Source organism: Actinopolyspora mzabensis, assembly GCF_900101095.1.
GTDB lineage: Bacteria > Actinomycetota > Actinomycetes > Mycobacteriales > Pseudonocardiaceae > Actinopolyspora > Actinopolyspora mzabensis.
Genome location: NZ_FNFM01000010.1, coordinates 253,429 through 272,645 on the forward strand (window position 1 = coordinate 253,429; position 19,217 = coordinate 272,645).

17 protein-coding genes and 1 riboswitch are annotated in these 19,217 nt (G+C 67.4%); of the genes, 9 read left to right on the forward strand and 8 right to left on the reverse strand.

Annotated features, from left to right (window positions below):
- Nucleotides 1-20 precede the first annotated feature (20 nt).
- Nucleotides 21-866, reverse strand: coding sequence for an SAM-dependent methyltransferase (locus BLR41_RS17960; RefSeq protein WP_092630264.1), 846 nt, complete (start codon nucleotides 864-866; stop codon nucleotides 21-23).
- Between the two features lie 217 nt (nucleotides 867-1,083).
- Nucleotides 1,084-1,315: riboswitch (cobalamin riboswitch) on the forward strand.
- A gap of 141 nt (nucleotides 1,316-1,456) precedes the next feature.
- Between BLR41_RS17960 and BLR41_RS17965 the strand changes: the two genes are divergently transcribed.
- Nucleotides 1,457-3,934 carry a ribonucleoside-diphosphate reductase subunit alpha gene (locus tag BLR41_RS17965; protein WP_218120221.1) on the forward strand — a complete coding sequence of 826 codons (2,478 nt, stop codon included), beginning with the start codon at nucleotides 1,457-1,459 and terminating at the stop codon, nucleotides 3,932-3,934.
- A 167-nt stretch (nucleotides 3,935-4,101) separates the two neighbouring features.
- Nucleotides 4,102-5,193, forward strand: a complete 1,092-nt coding sequence (locus tag BLR41_RS17970) for a ribonucleotide-diphosphate reductase subunit beta (RefSeq protein WP_092630269.1) — start codon at nucleotides 4,102-4,104, stop codon at nucleotides 5,191-5,193.
- A gap of 145 nt (nucleotides 5,194-5,338) precedes the next feature.
- On the opposite strand, the gene BLR41_RS17975 is transcribed toward BLR41_RS17970, so the two are convergent.
- The gene (locus BLR41_RS17975) at nucleotides 5,339-5,968 is read right to left on the reverse strand and encodes an HNH endonuclease family protein (RefSeq protein ID WP_176798044.1); all 630 of its coding nucleotides are present in this window, start codon (nucleotides 5,966-5,968) and stop codon (nucleotides 5,339-5,341) included.
- Nucleotides 5,969-6,192: 224 nt separating this feature from the next.
- A complete protein-coding gene (locus tag BLR41_RS17980; RefSeq protein WP_092630272.1) occupies nucleotides 6,193-6,969 on the reverse strand; it encodes an MBL fold metallo-hydrolase in 777 nt (258 codons plus the stop codon).
- Nucleotides 6,970-7,067: 98 nt separating this feature from the next.
- Here BLR41_RS17980 and BLR41_RS17985 point away from each other — a divergent pair, with 98 nt between their 5' ends.
- Complete coding sequence (locus BLR41_RS17985; RefSeq protein WP_092630276.1) at nucleotides 7,068-8,060, forward strand: NAD-dependent epimerase/dehydratase family protein; 993 nt, start codon at nucleotides 7,068-7,070, stop codon at nucleotides 8,058-8,060.
- Between the two features lie 92 nt (nucleotides 8,061-8,152).
- Here BLR41_RS17985 and BLR41_RS17990 read toward each other — a convergent pair whose 3' ends face one another.
- Genes BLR41_RS17990 through BLR41_RS18000 form a run of 3 tightly spaced genes read right to left on the reverse strand, consistent with a single transcriptional unit; the run spans nucleotide 8,153 to nucleotide 11,192 of the window.
- Entirely contained in the window at nucleotides 8,153-9,649 is a 1,497-nt protein-coding gene (locus tag BLR41_RS17990; RefSeq protein WP_092630279.1) for a tripartite tricarboxylate transporter permease, read from the reverse strand.
- Nucleotides 9,649-10,206, reverse strand: a complete 558-nt coding sequence (locus BLR41_RS17995) for a tripartite tricarboxylate transporter TctB family protein (protein ID WP_092630282.1) — start codon at nucleotides 10,204-10,206, stop codon at nucleotides 9,649-9,651. Before BLR41_RS17995 ends, BLR41_RS17990 begins: the two co-directional genes overlap by 1 nt.
- The gene (locus BLR41_RS18000; protein WP_092630285.1) at nucleotides 10,203-11,192 is read right to left on the reverse strand and encodes a Bug family tripartite tricarboxylate transporter substrate binding protein; all 990 of its coding nucleotides are present in this window, start codon (nucleotides 11,190-11,192) and stop codon (nucleotides 10,203-10,205) included. The genes BLR41_RS17995 and BLR41_RS18000 overlap by 4 nt, the downstream gene beginning before the upstream one ends.
- 314 nt (nucleotides 11,193-11,506) lie before the next feature.
- Here BLR41_RS18000 and BLR41_RS18005 point away from each other — a divergent pair, with 314 nt between their 5' ends.
- From BLR41_RS18005 to BLR41_RS18015, 3 genes are all read left to right on the forward strand, one after another.
- Nucleotides 11,507-13,225 (forward strand): ATP-binding protein, encoded by a 1,719-nt coding sequence (locus BLR41_RS18005; RefSeq protein ID WP_218120222.1) that lies wholly within the window; start codon nucleotides 11,507-11,509, stop codon nucleotides 13,223-13,225.
- Nucleotides 13,222-13,923 carry a response regulator gene (locus BLR41_RS18010; RefSeq protein ID WP_092630291.1) on the forward strand — a complete coding sequence of 234 codons (702 nt, stop codon included), beginning with the start codon at nucleotides 13,222-13,224 and terminating at the stop codon, nucleotides 13,921-13,923. Before BLR41_RS18005 ends, BLR41_RS18010 begins: the two co-directional genes overlap by 4 nt.
- 91 nt (nucleotides 13,924-14,014) lie before the next feature.
- Entirely contained in the window at nucleotides 14,015-14,764 is a 750-nt protein-coding gene (locus BLR41_RS18015) for a GNAT family N-acetyltransferase (RefSeq protein WP_092630294.1), read from the forward strand.
- A 78-nt stretch (nucleotides 14,765-14,842) separates the two neighbouring features.
- Here the strand turns inward: BLR41_RS18015 and BLR41_RS18020 are convergent, their stop codons facing one another.
- Nucleotides 14,843-15,343: a methylated-DNA--[protein]-cysteine S-methyltransferase gene (locus BLR41_RS18020; protein WP_092630297.1), complete on the reverse strand. Its 501-nt coding sequence runs from the start codon at nucleotides 15,341-15,343 to the stop codon at nucleotides 14,843-14,845.
- Nucleotides 15,344-15,547: 204 nt separating this feature from the next.
- On the opposite strand from BLR41_RS18020, the gene BLR41_RS18025 reads away from it, so the two are divergent.
- Nucleotides 15,548-15,898: a PadR family transcriptional regulator gene (locus BLR41_RS18025; protein WP_218120223.1), complete on the forward strand. Its 351-nt coding sequence runs from the start codon at nucleotides 15,548-15,550 to the stop codon at nucleotides 15,896-15,898.
- Entirely contained in the window at nucleotides 15,895-16,959 is a 1,065-nt protein-coding gene (locus BLR41_RS18030; RefSeq protein ID WP_092630302.1) for a hypothetical protein, read from the forward strand. The genes BLR41_RS18025 and BLR41_RS18030 overlap by 4 nt, the downstream gene beginning before the upstream one ends.
- Nucleotides 16,960-17,071: 112 nt before the next feature.
- Here the strand turns inward: BLR41_RS18030 and BLR41_RS18035 are convergent, their stop codons facing one another.
- Nucleotides 17,072-17,632: a GNAT family N-acetyltransferase gene (locus BLR41_RS18035; RefSeq protein ID WP_092630428.1), complete on the reverse strand. Its 561-nt coding sequence runs from the start codon at nucleotides 17,630-17,632 to the stop codon at nucleotides 17,072-17,074.
- A gap of 1,301 nt (nucleotides 17,633-18,933) precedes the next feature.
- Between BLR41_RS18035 and BLR41_RS23175 the strand changes: the two genes are divergently transcribed.
- On the forward strand, nucleotides 18,934-19,217 hold a 284-nt coding region (locus tag BLR41_RS23175; protein ID WP_218120224.1), incomplete at its 3' end, for a hypothetical protein.

The following is a 19,217-nucleotide window of genomic DNA, read 5'->3' on the forward strand; positions in this document are numbered from 1 at the left end:
GCGGCCTGGCGAGCCTGTCTTCAGCGTGTCAGACGTCCCACCGCTCCGTACGCGTTCGAGACCTCTATCTCCTCGTGGGCGACCGCGTCCTGGGGGTGCCAGCTAGGCAGCGGTACGAGTCCGGGATCCACCAGCTCGTAGCCCTGCATCAGTTCGGTTATCTCGTGCGGCGGACGCCATCTCACGGGTGTCGGCGTGCGGGCCATGACCTCCTCGGCGTCGGCGACCTGCCGTTCGGTGGCCGATATCGCGGAGATGTGCGAGAGCACCAGATAGCTTCCCGCCACACACGCCTCACGGTAGGCGGCGATCACTTCCAGTGCGGTCCGCTGTTCCGGTACGAACGGCAGCACCGCGACCGCCAGCACTCCCACGGGGCGACTGAAGTCCAGCAGGCCGGCCACCCCGGGAGCGGTGAATACCGCCTGGGGATCCCGGACATCGGCGAGCGTGATCGTCACGTTGGAGTGTCCGGCTAGTAGCCGCTGTGCGTGTGCCACCGCCACCGGTTCGTGATCGACGTAGGCCACCCGGGCCGTCGGATCGAGCGGCCGGGCCACTTCGTGCACGTTGCCGACGGTCGGAATGCCCGAGCCCAGGTCCAGGAACTGGTCGATCCCCTGCGCCGACAGGTACGCGACCGCGCGTCCCAGGAAGGCCCGGTTGGCCCGCGCGTACTCGCGAGCGTGCGGCATCGCGGCCGATCCGGCCTCGGCCGCCTCACGGTCGGCCGCGAAGTTGGTGGATCCGCCCAGGTAGTAGTCGTACATCCGGGCCGCGTTCGGTATGTCCGTCTGCGCTTCCTCCGGAGGCGGAGCGAACGAGCTGAACGGAACCGATTCCCGCGAATCCTCGTACTGGTCCATCCCGCTTCCTCCGGAGTACTGCCACGTTCGAGTTGCCGAGAATACGGGCAACGTTACGCCTTCCGAATCCGGGCCACAGCAGTAGACCGGGGGCCGTTCCTTTCATCTCAAGGCCGTGCCAGCATCGCCCGTGGTGCGTGCTTCCGCCTCCCGGTAGCCGGGCAGTTGAAGTTCGGCAACCCATGTGGGGGTCGTGTAGATCCAAAAGATCAACATGTAGTGTGTTGATGTCGACGGTTCACCGATTTCGAACGATTCGGTGTGCCAACAGGGAACCCGGTGCGAGTCCGGGACTGCCCCGCAGCGGTAAACGGGAACGAACGCCGTGCCACCCCAGGGTGGGTAACGCACTGGACGCCACTGGTCCGGGAAGCGACGGTTATCAGGACCGGCGGTCGAGCCGCCGGAAGCCCGTGAGTCCGAAGACCTGCCGTCGATGCGCGCACGCCCGTGCGCGCCGTCCGCGGCCTCGAGGGAGGGTCCGCGCGAACTCGGCCGGACGCGTGCCGCAATTCGGTGCCGTGTCCCGCGGACCTCGTGTGTTCCCGCCCGGTCCGGGCATCGGTTCGAACTCGCGAGGAGAGTGCACCGTGACTCGAGCGTCCGACGCTGTCGTGTCTTCCGCCGCCCCCGACATCCGTCTCAGCGGCCCGACCGGGGAATCGGAACCACTGAACTGGGACAGGGTGGCCACAGTGGTGGAACAGGCCTGTGCCGGGCTGGCCGACGTGTCCGCCGAACACGTGCTGCGCGAGGTGCGGCGCAATCTCTACGACGGCATCTCACCCGACGAGTTGGCGAGCGCGCTGATCATGGCCGCCCGCACGCTCGTCGAAGCCGAACCGAACTACTCGCTGGTCACCGCCCGGCTGTTGCTGGACGACCTGCGTCGTGAAGCCCTCAGCTTCCTGGCGGGGCAGCAGCGGGAGGCCGACCAGGAAGAGATGCGGCACCACTATCCGGACTACTTCGCCCGCTACGTGCGGCACGGCATCGAGATCGGCCGGCTCGATCCGCGGCTCGGCGAGTTCGACCTCGAACAGCTCGGCGCCGCGCTGCGCCCGGAGCGCGACACGCTGTTCGACTTCCTCGGGCTGCGCACCCTTTACGATCGCTACCTGCTGCACGCCGGGGGAGCGCGTTACGAGCTGCCGCAGGCGTTCTTCATGCGGGTGGCCATGGGCCTGGCGCTGGAGGAGCACGATCGCGGCCGTCGCGCCGTGGAGTTCTACGAGCTGCTCTCGGCGATGGACTTCATGTGCTCCACCCCGACCCTGTTCAACGCGGGAACCACTCGTCCCCAGCTGTCGTCCTGCTTCCTGACCACCGTCGACGACGACCTGCGGCACATCTTTCACTCGATCGGCAACAACGCCAAGCTGTCCAAGTACGCCGGAGGACTGGGCAACGACTGGACGCCGGTACGCGGCATCGGTGCCCACATCAACGGCACCAACGGGCAGTCCCAGGGCGTGGTGCCGTTCCTCAAGATCGCCAACGACACCGCAGTGGCGGTCAACCAGGGTGGCAAGCGCAAGGGAGCGGTGTGCGCCTATCTGGAGACCTGGCACATCGACATCGAGGAGTTCCTCGACCTGCGCAAGAACACCGGTGACGACCGCAGGCGCACCCACGACATGAACACCGCGAACTGGGTTCCGGACGAGTTCCTCCGGCGGGTCGAGGCCGACGGCACCTGGACGTTGTTCTCCCCCGACGAGGTCGGTGAACTGCACGACCTCTACGGCACGGAGTTCGCCGAGCGCTACCGCGAGTACGAACGCGCCGCCGAACGCGGTGAGCTGAAGGTCCACCGCAAGGTGGGGGCGGTGGACCTGTGGCGCCGGATGCTGACCATGCTGTTCGAGACCGGCCACCCGTGGATCACCTTCAAGGATCCCTGCAACCTGCGCTCCCCGCAGCAGCACGCCGGTGTGGTGCACTCCTCCAACCTGTGCACCGAGATCACGCTCAACACCGACCGGGACGAGGTCGCGGTGTGCAATCTGGGGTCGATCAACCTCGCCAACCACGTCACCGCCGACGGCATCGATCGCGAGCGGTTGGAACGCACCACCCGGACGGCCGTGCGCATGCTCGACAACGTCATCGACATCAACCTCTACACGATTCCGGAGGCGCGCGACTCCAACACGCGGCACCGGCCGGTCGGCCTGGGGGTAATGGGGCTGACCGACGCGCTGTTCCAGCGTCGCATCCCGATGTCCTCACAGCGGGCCGTGGAGTTCGCCGACCGGAGCATGGAGGAGATCAGCTACCACGCGATCTCCGCCTCCTCGGACCTGGCGCACGAACGCGGCCGCTACGAATCGTTCGAGGGCTCACTGTGGAGCCGGGGCATCCTGCCGCTGGACTCGCTGGAACTGCTGCGGCGCGAACGCGACGGTGACGTGGAGCTGTCGACCTCCTCGACGCTGGACTGGCAGTCGCTGCGGGAGAAGGTGCGGCGGCGGGGAATGCGCAACTCCAACGTGATGGCGATCGCCCCCACCGCCACGATCTCCAACATCTGCGGCGTCGGGCAGTCCGTCGAGCCGCTCTACCGCAACCTCTACGTCAAGTCGAACATGTCCGGTGACTTCACGGTGGTCAACCCCTATCTGGTCGCCGACCTGAAACGGGCGGGGTTGTGGGACCGGCGCATGGTGGCCGACCTGAAGTACCACGACGGTGCGCTGGGGCCGATCGAGCGGATACCGGAGGAACTCAAGGAGCTCTACGCCACGGCATTCGAGATCGGTTCGGACCGGCTCATCGAGGCGGCGGCTCGCAGGCAGAAGTGGATCGACCAGGCTCAGTCGCTGAACCTGTACCTGGCGCGGCCGAGCGGGCGCGAACTCGACCGGCAGTACCGCGACGCGTGGCGCAAAGGGCTCAAGACCACCTACTACCTGCGCTCCAGCAGCGCCTCGGACGTGGAGAAGAGCACGCTGCGCGGCACCGACGGCAAGCTCAACGCCGTCTCGCCCACCGTGCTCCCCGCCGATACATCCTCCGACGCGGCGACCTGCGCGGTGGAGGACACCGAGTGCGAGGTCTGCCAGTGACCTCGTGCTCCGGGAGTACGACCTTCGGAGAACGCGGCGGGAAACGACCGTCCGGGAAACACCACTCAGCCACCCCAGAAGTTCCGAAGCGCTCGGCTGGAACGCCGGGCCCGCGAGCGGACCGAACAGCTCCGCCGCGATCAAGCACAGGAGGACCGGAAACCAGTATGACCTCGCTGAACGTGCCGGAAACCGCCGTCAGCCCCGACACGAGCGGACTCGGGGAGATCGACCGTTCCGGCTCCCGGGTCGACGCGGCCGACAAAGCGATGATCAACTCCCGCGCCGACGTCAACCAGCTGCTGCCGTTGAAGTACGGCTGGGCCTGGGACAAGTACCTTGCCGGGTGCAACAACCACTGGATGCCCACCGAGGTGTCCATGCAGGCCGACATCGCGCTGTGGAAGTCCCCGGACGGGCTCACCGACGACGAGCGGTTGATGCTCAAGCGCAACCTCGGCTTCTTCGCCACCGCCGAGTCCCTGGTCGCCAACAACGTGGTGCTGGCGGTGTACCGGCACATCACCAATCCGGAGTGCAGGCAGTACCTGCTCCGACAGGCGTTCGAGGAGGCGGTGCACACCCACACCTTCCAGTACATCTGCGAGAGCCTGGGGCTCGACGAGGGCGAGCTGTTCAACATGTACCGCGAGGTTCCGTCCATCTCGGACAAGGACTCGTGGGCGCTGCGGTACACCAGGAACCTGGAGAACCCCGACTTCGCCACCGGAACGCCCGAGGCCGATCAGGCTTTTCTGCGCGACCTGGTGGCGTTCTACGTGATCTTCGAGGGGATGTGGTTCTACACCGGCTTCGCGCAGATCCTGTCGCTGGGGCGCAGGAACAAGATGGTCGGCATCGCCGAGCAGTACCAGTACATCCTCCGGGACGAGTCGATCCACCTCAACTTCGGGATCGACTGCATCAACCGGATCAAGCTGGAGAATCCGTGGCTGTGGACCCCGGAGTTCCAGGAGGAAGTGCGTACGATGCTGCGCGAGGCCTGCGAGCTCGAGGTGGCCTACGGCCGCGAGACCATGCCGCGAGGCATGCTCGGGCTCAGCGCCGAACTGTGCACCGAGTACATGCGTTTCATCACCAACCGCCGCTGCTCCCAGCTCGGCCTGGAACCGGTCTTCGACGAGACCGAGAACCCGTTCCCCTGGATGTCGGAGGCCGTCGACCTCAAGAAGGAGAAGAACTTCTTCGAGACGCGGGTGACCGAGTACCAGTCCGGAGCGGCGCTGGAGTGGGACTGACCGGAGTTCGTCGAGCGGCCGGAACCGCCGGGCCGGGGCGCCCGACGGTTCCGGCCGTTACCTCGCTGAGCTTCTCCTCTCGTGCCGACCGAGCGGCTCGGGTCTTGCCGGAGCCGGAACAGTCGGGCCGACCGGCGAACTTCGATCAGCAGTCGTCGAGCATGTTCGACAGCGCGTTCTGCTCGGCCGAGTCGACACTCAGGCCCCAGACGTGCTTCACGTTGATCCAGCTGCGCGCGTACACGCAGTGGTAGCCGGTGTTGGAGGGCTGCCACGCCGCCGGGTCGGCGTCGCTCTTGCTCATGTTGGAGGTGCCGGACACCGCGATCAGCTGCTGGCTGTTCAGGTCGTTGGCGAAGTTCTCGCGTTCCGCGTCGCTCCAGCTCGAGGTGCCGGAGCGCCAGGACTCGGCGAGCGGGACCACGTGGTCGATGTGCACCTCGCTGGGGTCGCTCACCCACCGCTGGTCGTAGACGCTGTACCAGCTCCCCGAGTCCGGGTAGCAGTCCGAGCCGACGGAGACGCCGCTGCCGTCCCGTCGCAGCACGGTCTCCCGGGTGTCACAGTTGCCCGACTGGCTCGACCAGTGCGGGAACCTGTCCCGGTCGTAGCCGCTCATGGAGCCCTCGGCACTCACCGTGAGCTCGGCGAGCTGCTGCCGGGCGGTGGATTCGCCGGGCGGGTCGGGTGGATAGGCGGCGGCGGTTCCCGCCGAGGCGAGCAGCAGTGTTCCCGTGGATAACGCGGTGGTCAACGCGATCAGTAACCGTCGCACGGTCGTTCTCCTCACGTGCTGGAGTGAGTGGACCTCAGCAGCGTGCCAAGCGAGGGTCAACACCGGTCAATACCGCGGTGAAGAACCGATGATTTCGAGAGGCCGTCCGTGGTGAATTCCGCATCGGACGGACCACCGGCTTCGTCCTTCCGGAGGAGTCGGAGCGCGGGACGCGCCGAGTTCGACGTTCCGGCGCCGAAAAACCGTCCTGTTGACGCGCCGCCTTAGGGGAGCGTGATCTCCAGCTCCTCGTCCGCGAGCACTACATCGCCGGAGAAGCACTCGGCCGCCTCCCTACGGGACCTCTCCCGGTCGTTGCCCGGCCAGAAGTGGCTCAGCAGCAGCTTTCGCGCCGCGGCCTCCCCGGCGATCCGCCCCGCCTCCGCGGACGTCAGATCGTGCCGCACGGCGGTGTCCGTCGGCGGGACACCTTCGTGCTGGTGACGGTCGGTCGCTTCCGCGATGAGGAGGTCCGCCTCCCGCGCGAGCGCGGCGAGATCCGTCGAGGGGCCGGTATCGCCCGTGTAAGCGAGCACGAACTCGTCACAGCTCAGGCGAACCCCCGCGTTGGGGACGAAGTGGGGCAGGCTCCTGGATTCGAGGCGGAAAGGCCCCACCGAATACTTCTCGGCGGGGAGCGGATGTGGTTCGAATACCCGGCTCAGCGGTTCGGTGTAACCTTCCTCGAACTCGCACAGCCGTTCCCACACTCCCTCGGCCGCGTACAGCGGTATCGCCGCACCGTCGCGCTCGCCGAACCAGCGGGCGCGGAACAGACCGTGCACATCGACCATGTGGTCCGGGTGCCGGTGGGTGACGATCAAAGCGTCCACACCGGACGCTGTCGTGTTTCCCAGCAGCCGCAACAACCCGGGCAGTGTTCCGTAGCCCAGGTCCAGCACCACGCGGAAACCCGCGTGTTCCAGCAGGAAACCGCTGCAGGCCCGGCCCGGTTCCGGCCAAGCACCGCAACTGCCGAGTACCACCAACCGCGATGTCACAGCTTCAACCTACTCCGCGACAGGCGAGTCCGAGCTGCTGGTTTTCGCCGGAAGCGATTCATCTGGAGAAATCGGAGCCCGTGGGCCATGTTGGACACATGCGGATTCTCGTGCTCGGTGGAACGGTGTTCGTCTCCCACGCGATCGCGGCTGAAGCGGTTCGGCGGGGCCACGAAGTCAGCTGTGCGGCTCGGGGAACCTCTGGAGCGGCGCCTCCCGGCGCCACCCTGCTTCCGGTGGATCGTGATGCGCCCGGTGAGATCGAGCGACTCGCGGGGAGAGGTTTCGACGCCGTGATCGACGTCGCCACCCACGATCTCGGCTGGGTGCGGGACGCACTGCGGGCACTGGCCGAAACCGCCGGTCACTGGACCTTCGTCTCTACGATCAATGTTTATGCCGACACCGCGACGCAGTACCAGACGACCGAGGGCGCGCTGCTGGAACCGGTCACCGAGCCCCGGCGGTCGACCGGAGGGCAACTCACCCCGGAAATCTATGGCGGCATAAAAGTCGCCTCGGAGAACGCCGTGCGCGAGGCCGTCGGGGACCGGGCCCTGGTGGTGCGTCCGGGACTGATCACCGGTCCCGGTGACAACATGGATCGGTTCGGTTACTGGCCCGCCCGCTTCGCGCGGGGCGGGCGAGTGGTCGTCCCGGACGTTCCGGAACAACCGATCCAGCACCTCGACGTGCGCGATCTGGCCGAGTGGGTCGTGAATGCGGGGGAGCGGGGGATCACCGGCACCCACGACGCCGTCGGACCGATCCGCACGCTCGACTCCGTGCTGGGCGAGATCGCGGAGCTCGCCGGAACCGCCGATGTCGAGCAGGTGCCGGTCACGCCGGGGAAACTGCTGGAGGCGGGAATAGCGCACTGGGAGGGGCCGCGCTCACTGCCGCTGTGGGCGCCGAGTTCGCACTACGGCGTCGTCACGCACGACCCCGCACCGGCAGCGGCCGACGGATTGGTGACCAGGCCACTGGCCGACACTGTGCGGGCAGCGTTGGCCGAGGAACGGGCACGCGGACTGCATCGCCCGCGCAAATCCGGTCTCACACCGGCAGTGGAGGCCGAACTGTTGTGCTGATCCGCTGCCCCGGCAGGCAATGGTTTCGTTCGTGAACCGGGAGGTGCGTTTCCGGGGCAGTGTTCCGGAAACGCACCTCCCGAAAGCCCTCGTCAGGCCGCCCGCGCGCGCCGCACCCGCAGCACGGTGGATCCGACCACTGCCACCAGCAGGATCGAGTAGATCCCCACGGCGAAGGGGCTGGCGAACAGCACTCCCACGTCTCCCTGGCTCATCGCCATCGCCCGCCGCAGCGAGGTCTCCGCCAGTGGCCCCAGGATCACGCCGATCAGCACCGGTGCCACCGGGAAGCCGTAGCGGCGCAGCATGAAACCGAGCGCCCCCACCACGTAGAGCAGCAGCACGTCGAACAGCGAGGACCTCGCGGTGTACACCCCGAGGGTGGCGAACACGACGATCCCGGCGTACAGATAGTTGCGCGGGATCCGCAGCAGCTTCGCCCACACCGGCGCGAACGGCAGGTTCAGCAACAGCAGCATGAGGCTGCCGATGAACAGGCTGGCCAGCAGCGCCCACACCAGGTCGGCCTCCTGGGTGAACAGCAGCGGCCCGGGACGCATCCCGTACTGCTGGAAGGCGCCGAGCATGATCGCCGCGGTGGCCGAGGTGGGCAGTCCCAGCCCCAGCAGCGGCACCAGCGAAGTGGCCGTGGTCGCGTTGTTGGCCGCCTCCGGGCCTGCCACGCCCTCGATGGCGCCCCGGCCGAACTCGTCGTCGCCACGCCTGCGGGACAGTGTTTTCTCGGTGCCGTAGGACAGGAACGTCGGTATCTCCGCGCCACCCGCGGGGATCACGCCGAACGGGATACCCAGCGCGGTGCCACGCAGCCACGGCCGCCAGGATCTGCCCAGGTCCCGTTTGCTCAGCCACGGCCTGCCCGAGGCGACCGTCTCGGTGGCGGGTTTCCGCCGCGCGCGGGAGGCCACGTACAGCACCTCACCGATCGCCAGCAGCCCCACCGTCACCACGATGATGCTGATCCCGTCCAGCAGCCGCGGGCTGCCCAGCGTGAACCGGACCGCGCCGCTCTGCTCGTCGATGCCCACCATCGCCAGGGCCAGCCCGAGCCCGAGGCCGCTCAGGCCGCGCAGCACGTCGCCGGCCACGACGGCCGAGGTCGCCAGGAAGGCCAGCACGGTCAGCGCGAAGTACTCGGGAGGACCGAATCCGACCGCGAGGTCGACCATCAGCGGCGAGAAGAACACCACGAGCGTCACGGCCACGATGCTGGCCAGAAACGAACCCAGCACGGCCGTGGCCAGCGCCTGCGGGGCCCTGCGGCTCCTGGCCATCGGAAAGCCCTCGAACGCCGTGGCCATCGAGGAGCTCTGCCCCGGGGTGTTCAACAGGATCGCGGTGGTCGCCCCACCGAACTGGCCTCCGAAGTAGACCCCGGCGAACATGATGAAGGCGCCGGTGGGGTCCAGCTGGAACGTGACCGGCACCAGCAGGGCGATCGCCATGGCGGTGCCGAGTCCCGGCAGCACACCCACGACCGTTCCCAGCACCACACCCGCCAGGCACAGCAGCAGGTTGACAGGGGTCAGCGCCGAGCCGAACCCGTCGAGCAGCAGCGACAGCGTTTCCATCACAGCACCTCCAGCAGCAGCCCGGAGGGCAGCGACAGACCCAGCCCGGTCGAGAAGGCCAGTTGCACGGCGGACGAAACGATCACCGATATCCCCAGGTCACGCAGTTTGTGCTTGCTGCCCAGTGCGCAGGAGACACCCCAGAACAGCAGGGCTCCCGCCACGATCCATCCGGCGGTTCGCAGCAGCGCCAGATGCGCCACCAGGGTTCCGGCGGTCAGCAGCAACGGTTTCCAGTCACTACCCGCTCCGCTCGCATCGGCTTCCATTTCGGACTGCTCCTCCGGCACGGTGGAGCGATGCCCGGGCAGCGCCACCCGCACGGCCAGCGACACACCCAGCACGACCAGCAGCGCGCCGATCACCGCCGGGAAGAACCGGGGACCGAGGAAGCTGACCGAGGAGGGCACGTCCATCATCGTGGTACGCAGCAGCAGGAAACCGCCGATCGCGCCGACCAGCACGCCCACGAACAGTTCACTGCGCCCGGTCCAGAACGAACCGGAAGCGCTCTCGCCGTCCCGCCGCGAGGCGGTTCGTTGCACGAATGTGGTCATGACAGGCCCAGCTCCTCGCTGATTCGCTTGATGCGCGCCGTCTCGGACTCCAGGAAGGACCGGAACTCCTCACCGGTCTGGAAGGTGTCCTTCCAACCGTTGCGTTCCACCGCGTCCTGCCACTGCTCGCTGCCGTGCACCGTTGTGACGATCTTTTCCAGCTCCGCGCGCTGGGCATCCGACAGTCCCGGCGGGGCGACGACTCCGCGCCAGTTGGCCAACGAGGCGTCCACGCCCTGTTCGACGAACGTCGGAATGTCGACCCCTTCCAGCGGGCTTTGGGAGGAGACCCCGAGCGCACGCAGCTTGCCCGCCTCGATCTGCCCGGCGAACTCCGCGTAGCTGGAGACCCCCACGTCGAGTCCGCCGTCGAGCAACCCCGTGACGACCTCACCGCCGCCCGCGTAGGCGATGTAGTTGAGTTCGGAGGTATCCACCCCGGCGGCGCGCAGCAGCATCCCCGCGAACAGGTGGTCCGTTCCGCCGGCCGAGCCGCCGCCGACGGCGACCGAGCGCGGGTCGGCCCGCCAGGCCGACATGAGGTCCTCCACCGTGCGGAACGGCGAGTTCTTCGGCACCACGACGACCTCGTAGTCGTCGGCCAGCCGCGCGATCGGGGTGACGTCGTCCAGCGTCGTGGCCGAGTCGGTGGTCTGGATGGCGCCGGTCATCACCGCACCGCTCATCATCAGCTTGTTGCCCTTGCCGGACTGGTTCGCCAGCCGGGAGAGCCCGATGGTGCCGCCGGCGCCGGGCACGTTGAGAACCTCGGTGGCGTGCGAGAGGCCGTGGGCGTCCACCGAGCTCTGGATCTCCCTGGCCACGGTGTCCCAGCCCCCGCCCGGGTCGGCGGGGGCCATCAGCTGCAGCTTCTCCCGGGGATCTTTTCCACCGGAGGCCTTCGTGTGGGCGTCGGCCAGGCCCGCCCCCACGAGGACCACGCCCAGGACCGCGGCGGTCAGGCGCAGGATCAGTCGTCCCGTCATGGTTTCTTCCCTGCGAAGTCCGGATCTTTCACGTCGACTCCGCGCCCCGCTGTCCCCGGTTCGTCGTGGCCGGAAGCGCCCGCGGCGAAGGTGCACCGCGATCTCGGCGGCGCGACACCGCGAGATGAACAGCACGTTACGAGTCGTGGATCACAGGGTGTGGGTCACACCCGTTCGGTGGAAATGTGGTGTTCATAAACGCAGTAATGGTCGTTGTGGTCACGGGTCCACCGCAGTTCCGGGCCACGTCCCGCCGTGGTTTCCCGTCGCGCTGCGCTGCCGTTACCGTCGTACGGTCGTCGACAGCCGGAGGGGTGGACGTCATCGCCGAGGGCAACACCACGCGCACCCGCAGGTCCGCGCGCCGCTGGCCGCTGGCGGGCCAGTTCTTCGCGCTGCAGCTGGTGCTGGTCGTGCTCGCGCTCGTGGCCAGCGGGCTGTTCTGGTGGCGCAACACCCGCGCTGAGCTCGACGAGCAGTACGCACAGCGCGTGCTGGCCATCGCCGAGTCGGTCGCCACGCTGCACACGGTGCGCGACGCCTTCGACGATCCGCACCCCGAGAGCACCATCGCTCCGCTCGCCGAACGAATCCGCCGGGCCACCGGCGCCTCCTTCATCGTCGTCGCGAACAGGCAGCAGATCCGCTACTCGCACCCCGAGCCCGAGCGCATCGGCCACCGGCTGTCCACCGACGCCGCCCCGGCGCTGGCGGGCAACGTCTGGACCGGGATCCAGACCGGCACCACCGGCCGTTCCATGCGTGCCAAGGTGCCGGTGCTCGACGAGTCGGGGGCGGTGATCGGCGTCGTTTCCGTCGGCGTGCCCGTCTCGACGGTCAGCGAGGAGGTCTCGCAGAGCCTTCCCGAACTGCTGGGAACCGTGCTGACCCTGGTGGTGCTGGGCGGGCTCGGCACCTACCTCGTGTTCCGCAGGATGCGCCGGATGACCTTCGGTATGGCGGCCGACGAGATCGGCAGCCTGGTCGAACACCGGATGGCCATGCTGCACGCCCTCAAGGAAGGTGTGGTCGCCTTCGATCCCTCCGGGAGGATCACCCTGGTCAACGACGAGGCACACCGGTTGCTCGGGCTGCCTTCGGACGCCGAGGGCCGATACCTCGAGGAGCTCGAACTGCCGGAGCGGTTGCACGAGGTGCTGGCTGGGCAGGCCGACGGCACCGATCAGATCGTGCTGCGGCGGGGCAGGGTGCTGGCGCTGAACCGGATGCCGGTCCGACTGGACAGCACCGAGGGCGGCTCGGTGGTCACGCTGCGCGACCGCACCCAGCTCGACCAGCTCGCCCGGGAACTCGACGGGGCGCGGACCACCACCGACGCGCTCCGGGCCCAGGCGCACGAGTTCTCCAACCGCATCCACACCATTTCCGGCCTGCTCGAACTCGGCGAGTACGAGCAGGCGCGCAGTTTCGTCGACGAGCTCAGCGCCTCCCACGGGCGCTTCACCGAGGACCTCACCACCCGCGTACGTGACGCCGCCGTCGCCGCCCTGCTGCTGGCGAAATCGGCCGCCGCCGCCGAGCGGGGCGCGGAGTTCGTGCTCGGCACCGACACCGACCTTGACGCCCTGCCCTCCACCACGGCCAGGGACGACCTGATACTGGTGGTGGGCAACCTCATCGACAACGCGTTGGAGTCACTGGCGGGCTCCGGACGAGTACGGGTGTCGTTGTCGTCGGAGGAAGCCGACGGGGCCGCGGTCACCCGCATCGAGGTCGGCGACTCCGGCGCGGGCATCGCCCCCGAACTGGCCGAGGAGGTGTTCCGCGCGGGTTTCACCACCAAGGTGGCCCAGCAGGGCGGCACCGGCGGGCTGGGGCTGGCCCTGGTCCGACAGACCTGCCGAAACCGGGGAGGTTGGGTGCGCGCCGACAACGACGACGGCGCGGTCTTCACCGCGCTGCTGCCCGTGGTGGGCGAGGTCGCCGGAACGGGGAAACCCGACGGAACGCCCGAGAACCAACCGCGGCCGACCCGGGCCGGCCCCCAGTCGTCCCAGTGGAGGCCCAGATGATCCGAGTTCTCGTGGTCGACGACGACGTCCGGGTCGCGGACAACCACCGCAAACTCGTCGAGAGCATGGCCGGATTCGAGGCGGCGGGCGTGGCACACACCGCCCACGAGGCACTGACCATGAGCGAACGGTTGCTACCGGACCTGGTGCTGCTGGACCTGTACCTGCCGGACGAATCCGGGGTGCGGGTGTTGCAGCGGCTGCGGGGCAACGCCCACCCGCTCGACGTCCTGGTGATCACCGCGGTGCGGGACGTGGAGACGGTCAAGGCCGCCATGCAGGGCGGTGCGGTGCACTACCTGCTCAAGCCCTTCCCGTTCCGGGAGCTGCGGGAACGGCTGAACGGCTACGCGGAGGCCCAGCACGAACTCGACTCGGTCGACGAGGCGGAGCAGGCCGATGTGGACCGGGTCTACGGCAAGCTGCGCGCCGCCGAACCCCAGCACACCGTTCCCGAGGAGCTGCCCAAGGGGCTTTCCGCGGTCACCGCGCGCCTCGTGCTCGACACGCTGCGCTCGGCCGAGACCGACCTGTCCGCCTCCGAGGTCGCCAACAACGCGGGACTGTCCCGGGTAAGCGCCAGGCGCTACCTCGACCACTTCGCCACCACCGGCAGGATCACGCTGCACCTGCGGTACGGCTCGGCGGGCAGACCCGAGCACCGCTACCGGTGGGCGAGCGGGCGCGGCGCGCAGTGAGCAACCGGTCTCCCCACGCAGCTTCCGGAACTTCCGGCGCCTTTCGGACACGCTCGCACCGCGGCCGTGCGGCTCTGTCAGGATCGTCGGCATGACATCGTCCGCGGCGACGGTCCGCCACCTCACCGGAGCAGCCGAACTGCTCACCGTGGCCGGTGCCGACACCTACACCCGCATGACCGTGGCAGAGGAAACGGTCGGTTACGCCACCGACGAGGCGGTCGCCTGGTTCACCCGCGTTCCGTGGCAGCCCGGTTCGCTCTCACTGCGTGGTCGGCCGCACGCGGCCCTCGACCTGCTCGCCGAACTACGGGAAGTGGGACTGCTCGACTCGGTCGAATCCGTTCGGCTGCCGCTGCTGACCGGTGATGACGAAGACGAGCGGCTGCCCGTCTCCCGACTGGAGGACTGGTACTTCCTCGCGGCCGAAGACGCGCCCGAGTGGCGGCGCGGCGAGGCGGCGGTCGAAGTGCTGTCGAACGAGGAGAGCGGGTCGATCGAGCGACTGCTGCGGGAGGGGCATCCGGCCACCTCGGCGAACCCGCACGCCTCGGGCATCCGCCGGTGGTTCGGCATCCGCGACGGTGACCGGCTCGTCGCCTGCGGGGCCGACCGGAGCATCAACGGTGTCGGTTTCCTCGCCAAGATCACCGTCGATCCCGCCCACGGCGGTCGCGGCTTGGGAAGCGACCTGACGGCGGCGATGACCCGTGCGCTGCTCGACGAGTTCGGCGAGGTCGCGCTGGGTGTGACCGTGGCCAACGCTCGGGCGATCGACGTCTACGAGCGGCTGGGCTACCGCCGGGTCGCCGACGTCAGCTCGGTGCGGCTCCTCGAGTGAAGGGGTCGGGGAGTCCCATGAGGACGGTGCAGCCCTGATCACGCGATCTCGCCGAGATCCTGCGGAACAGCAGTCCCGTCAGAACAGCCTGCCCGCCTCTTCGGGAGGTGGCTCCTCCAAACGCAGCAGAAAGCGCTTGCGGTCCAGCCCGCCGCCGAAGCCGGTCAGGCTGCCGTCGGCGCCGACCACGCGATGGCAGGGCACGATCACAGCCAGCGGGTTGCGTCCGGTCGCGGTCCCCACGGCCCGGGACAGGCCGGGATTGCCGAGTTCGCGGGCCAGTTCGCCGTAGCTGCGCGTCTCGCCGTAACCGATCCCGGCGATCAGCTCCCACACCCGCTGCTCGAACTCGTCGCCGTGCAATGCCAGCGGAAGATCGAACCGGGTGCGTTCGCCCGCGAAGTACTCGGCGAGTTGTTCCCTGGTGCGTCGAAAGTCCCCGTCGGCGCGGGGGCCGAGCGTCGCCGCCGGGTTCTCGTGTTCGCGGCCCTCGAAGTGCAGTCCGACCAGGTGCTCGCCCTCGGCCACGACGGTCAGCTCGCCGACCGGTGAGTCGATCACCGTGTGTCTCGTGCTCATGCCGTGGTCCCCGAAACCTGCCCCGACGGTGTGTCCACCACGAGTGTAAGCGCGGCAGGTGGGTCGGTTTTCCGTCGTCGCACTCGACGTGCTTCGGATCGATGCTTGCCGGTTCGGGAACTCACATGAAGGTTCTGTCCTCCGTTCGACGGATACTGACTCTCACCGCTCGTTATATATCGGTTTACGATATATCATGTTCACATGACACGGCGAGCCATGTCCGAGCAGTCGTTCCTGATGCTGACCGTGCTGGCCGACGGTGCCCTGCACGGCTACGGAATCGTGCGTGCGGTGAGCGAGCTCTCCCAACAGCGGGTCGTGCTGCGGGTGGGCACCCTCTACGGGGTGATCGACCGGTTGTGTAGCGACGGCCTCGTGGAGCTCGACAGCGAGCAGGTCCACAACGGCCGGTTGCGCCGGTACTACCGCATCACCGACAACGGACTGACCACATTGGCCGGTGAGACCGCTCGCCGCTCCGAGGTCGTGCGGGCGGCCACCGAGCGGTTGCGGACCCGGGGACTGCTGCCGGAATCGGGTGGCACGGCATGACGCGGCTGGAACAGCGCTACCGACGTCTGCTGCGGCTGCTGCCGAGCTGGTACCGCGCCGACCGCGAGGAGGAGATGGTGGACGTCTTCCTGCTCGCCGACGCGGCGAAGCACAGCGGGGGAGTGGACGGGGAGCAGGACGACTGGGGCGACGGGGACGGCTGGGACGAGGACCTGCGCGGGGAGTACGGCTGGCCCGACTGGCGCGAGTTCCTCGCCGTGGCGGGGCTCGCGGTCCGAACCCGCTTCGGTGGTGTCGGAGCCCCGAGCGCGGCCCGTCCGCGGGGCGACACCGTTCGCACCATCGCGCTGCTCGGACTGCTCGTGCGCGCCGTGCTGGCACTCGTTTCCGTGGGCAGTCTGGTGCGCGTCCAGCTTCGGGGTGGCACGGCGTTCGCGGACCCCACCACGCTGCTGTTCCCGTCCGGTGGGTACATCTTCCTGAGCTTGCTGCCCGGCCTGTTGTGGGTTCCCGCGTATCTCTTGCTGGTGCTGGGGAAGCGCCGTGCGGGCATGCTCTGTTCGGGGGTGGCGCTGCTGCCCTCGCTGCTCTCGGTGATTCCCACGGACAACACCCCGGCCATGCTCCTCACCAGTGTGATCACGGGATTCGGCATCTGGTTGCCCGTCGGGTGCGTGTTCCTCGGCTTCCACCGCGACGCGCCCGAGCCCGCGCGGAAACCGTGGTTGCTCGCGTTGCCGACCGGGGTTCTCGCCGCCTTGATTCTCGTACTGCTGGGATGGCTCGTTCCGCCCGTGGTGGTGGCGGGGCCGCAGGTCTGTGGCCTGCTCGTCGTCGCCGTGTTCACTCTGGTCGTACGACTTCGTTCCCCGGGGCGTGTTCCGAACTCTTGGTCGGCAGCGCTGGCGGTGGTCGGTGCGCTGTTCCTGCTGGAACACGCGACGCTGTCCGTCGTCTTCGGGATTACGGAAGTGGTTCCGGTGCTCTCCGTGCTCGTGCCGTTGGCGGTACTCGGCCTGTGCTGCGGGGGTCTGGCTGTCACCGCCGCCCGTGCACCACGCGGCGATCGTTCGGATGCGGTCGATGTGACCGAGCGCTGAGCGACTACCGGCGGCAGCGGTGCGGCGGGTGCGTCCGGGGGCCGGGGGCGGTTCTGGACACCGTTTGACGTTGGAAAGTTCGCCGCACGACGGAAAACCGGTTGTTTCCCACCTAGCGCGGTTCATCGGCCAACAGACTGAACACCACGCTGTCACGCCGTCCGCCCTGAAAGCGGATGCGCGACCGCAACACTCCTTCACGTGTGAAGCCGCACCGCTCGGCCACCCGCTGGGAGGCGATGTTGTCGGGAGCGCAGGTCAGTTCCAGGCGCTCCAGCTCCAGGTGGTCGAACACCCAACGTGCCAAGAGTCGTAGTGTCCGCGTGGCCAGGCCGCGCCCTCGTGCGTGGGGTGCGAGCCAGTAACCGGCCGCCGCACGTCCCTGGTCGAGGGCGACTTCGTAGATCGAGGCGCCTCCCAGGACGAGATCGTGCTCGGTGGCCTCGACCACGGCGAAGTTGATCGCCTCACCGCGGAGCCGCATTTTCTCGTGCTCCACCATGTCCTGCTGCACGTGTGCGATCGTGAACGGTTCCACGAGCGGCCAGGAGAAGTGCAGGCACAACTCGTCGGAGAAGCCGTCGAACCACTGCCGCGCGTCGGAGGTGGTCCAGGAGCGCAGTGCCACGACGTCGTCGGAGAGCGGTGGATCCGGGAACGGTAACGCTGACACGCCCACACGATAGGGCATCCCCAGGGCGGTCACACGAGTTTTCGGCCCACAACGGGGTTTTTGGCGTCGTATGGATACGAGGAACGACGAGCCGCAGTAGTCGTCCACTCGGCTTCGACTGGTCCGCGCTGCGCAACGCCATCCCGAACTCGGTATTGGCGATGGCCGACACGAGGCCACCGAATGCTAGCGATAGCGCTGGATAGACCAATCCGACAGCCACGATCAGTGGGTGCTCCAACGACGAGAACACGCTGGCTCCGAGCTGTCCTCCGAAGGCCGCTGCGTTTTTCGTGCGCTGTCACCGCTGTGCAGCGGGACGAATTCTGTCGGAGTCGCGAACGTTGCTGCTTCGCTTCACACGAGGCGTGGTCGTTGGTATTGAACTGGGTGCGATCACGTGGGCTCTGGCCGCGCGGACGGTAAGCGGCGTCGGACCTGGCGCGTCCGAAGCTGGCAATCTCGCTGGTAGCGGCGCCGCCTCGAACGATTCGAGGTGCTCGACCGCGCGATCACGCTGTCCCAGCGGTCCACTCAAGTGGGTGTTACTCCTCGTCGCAACGCTGGTGGGCACTGAGGGGCGGGACGCGAAGCTGGTGGGAACTCGCAACACGAAAGTCCCATGTCTGCCCCGCGCGGCAGATGAGCACGATCAAGCGACGTTGAAGACCAGGTTTCCCGTCACAGGTCAAACGGCTAACTGGCTAGGCGCCCCCGGCAGGATTCGAACCTGCGACCTAGAGATTAGGGGACGGTCCTTCGCGTCGTCTGTCGTCGTTGGTCAGTCCTTGGCGTGCGCTGGGACGGAGCGCGTAGGCGAGGACTTGTTACATGGCTGTAGCAGTGGACGTTTGCCGTTGATTTGTGGGGGTAAAGTGGGGACGCTTCAAGGGGGTAGCCCCCTGAACCCGTGGAGTAATGATCCATCGCTGTCATCCGCTGTCAGCAATGCTCGATCATTGCTGTGCGCTGCGACGGAACATCGATCAGCACATCCGTTGCGGGTGGATGTCAGCCGTTGTCTGTCATCGTTTCGTACACGTAAAGTGCATTCATGATCTTGGGTGTGGCTGACCACTCCGATCGCTGATCCAGACTGTGAGCTTGCCTCATCAGCGTAAGCGCACTCCAAGAGCCGTCCTCGTCCAGTGCACAACTGCTCTATTGATCCAGCGAACTAGACAAGTCAGGATACCTTACTTCGTACTTACCTCAACATCCTCTCAGGTGGCCGACAGATTCTCTTGAATTAGCGAACCCTGTCATCATCCAATGCGACACTAGAGAAGAGCTCTTGGGAGTTGGTCTCCTACTTCGGTGACATCTTCGTGTATCCTTATTCTATGGATTATGGTTTTTCGCCTGACCTTCCCGAAGAGGTAGACACAGACGCGGAAGAAGACGGTACGCATGTTTCAGATCAGCATCCTACCTCCAACAGTGCCAGGGATGAGAGAGGTCTAGAGAGTTTCGATCAGGGACAGGCTTTCGATGTCGGCAAGCTGACCCAAGGCATAGCGCAACCGGCAATATCGGAAACGATGCGGAACGCGCTAGCCACGATAGACACCTCGCCATTGGCAGC

Bases quoted from the DNA above. Each gene is read 5' to 3' on its own strand.
- BLR41_RS18015 (WP_092630294.1), top strand. From the start codon at position 14,015: ATGACATCGTCCGCGGCGACGGTCCGCCACCTCACCGGAGCAGCCGAA.
- BLR41_RS18030 (WP_092630302.1), top strand. From the start codon at position 15,895: ATGACGCGGCTGGAACAGCGCTACCGACGTCTGCTGCGGCTGCTGCCG.
- BLR41_RS17995 (WP_092630282.1), bottom strand. From the start codon at position 10,206: ATGACCACATTCGTGCAACGAACCGCCTCGCGGCGGGACGGCGAGAGC.
- BLR41_RS18010 (WP_092630291.1), top strand. From the start codon at position 13,222: ATGATCCGAGTTCTCGTGGTCGACGACGACGTCCGGGTCGCGGACAAC.
- BLR41_RS18020 (WP_092630297.1), bottom strand. From the start codon at position 15,343: ATGAGCACGAGACACACGGTGATCGACTCACCGGTCGGCGAGCTGACC.
- BLR41_RS17990 (WP_092630279.1), bottom strand. From the start codon at position 9,649: ATGGAAACGCTGTCGCTGCTGCTCGACGGGTTCGGCTCGGCGCTGACC.
- BLR41_RS17960 (WP_092630264.1), bottom strand. From the start codon at position 866: ATGGACCAGTACGAGGATTCGCGGGAATCGGTTCCGTTCAGCTCGTTC.
- BLR41_RS18000 (WP_092630285.1), bottom strand. From the start codon at position 11,192: ATGACGGGACGACTGATCCTGCGCCTGACCGCCGCGGTCCTGGGCGTG.
- BLR41_RS17985 (WP_092630276.1), top strand. From the start codon at position 7,068: ATGCGGATTCTCGTGCTCGGTGGAACGGTGTTCGTCTCCCACGCGATC.
- BLR41_RS17970 (WP_092630269.1), top strand. From the start codon at position 4,102: ATGACCTCGCTGAACGTGCCGGAAACCGCCGTCAGCCCCGACACGAGC.
- BLR41_RS18025 (WP_218120223.1), top strand. From the start codon at position 15,548: ATGACACGGCGAGCCATGTCCGAGCAGTCGTTCCTGATGCTGACCGTG.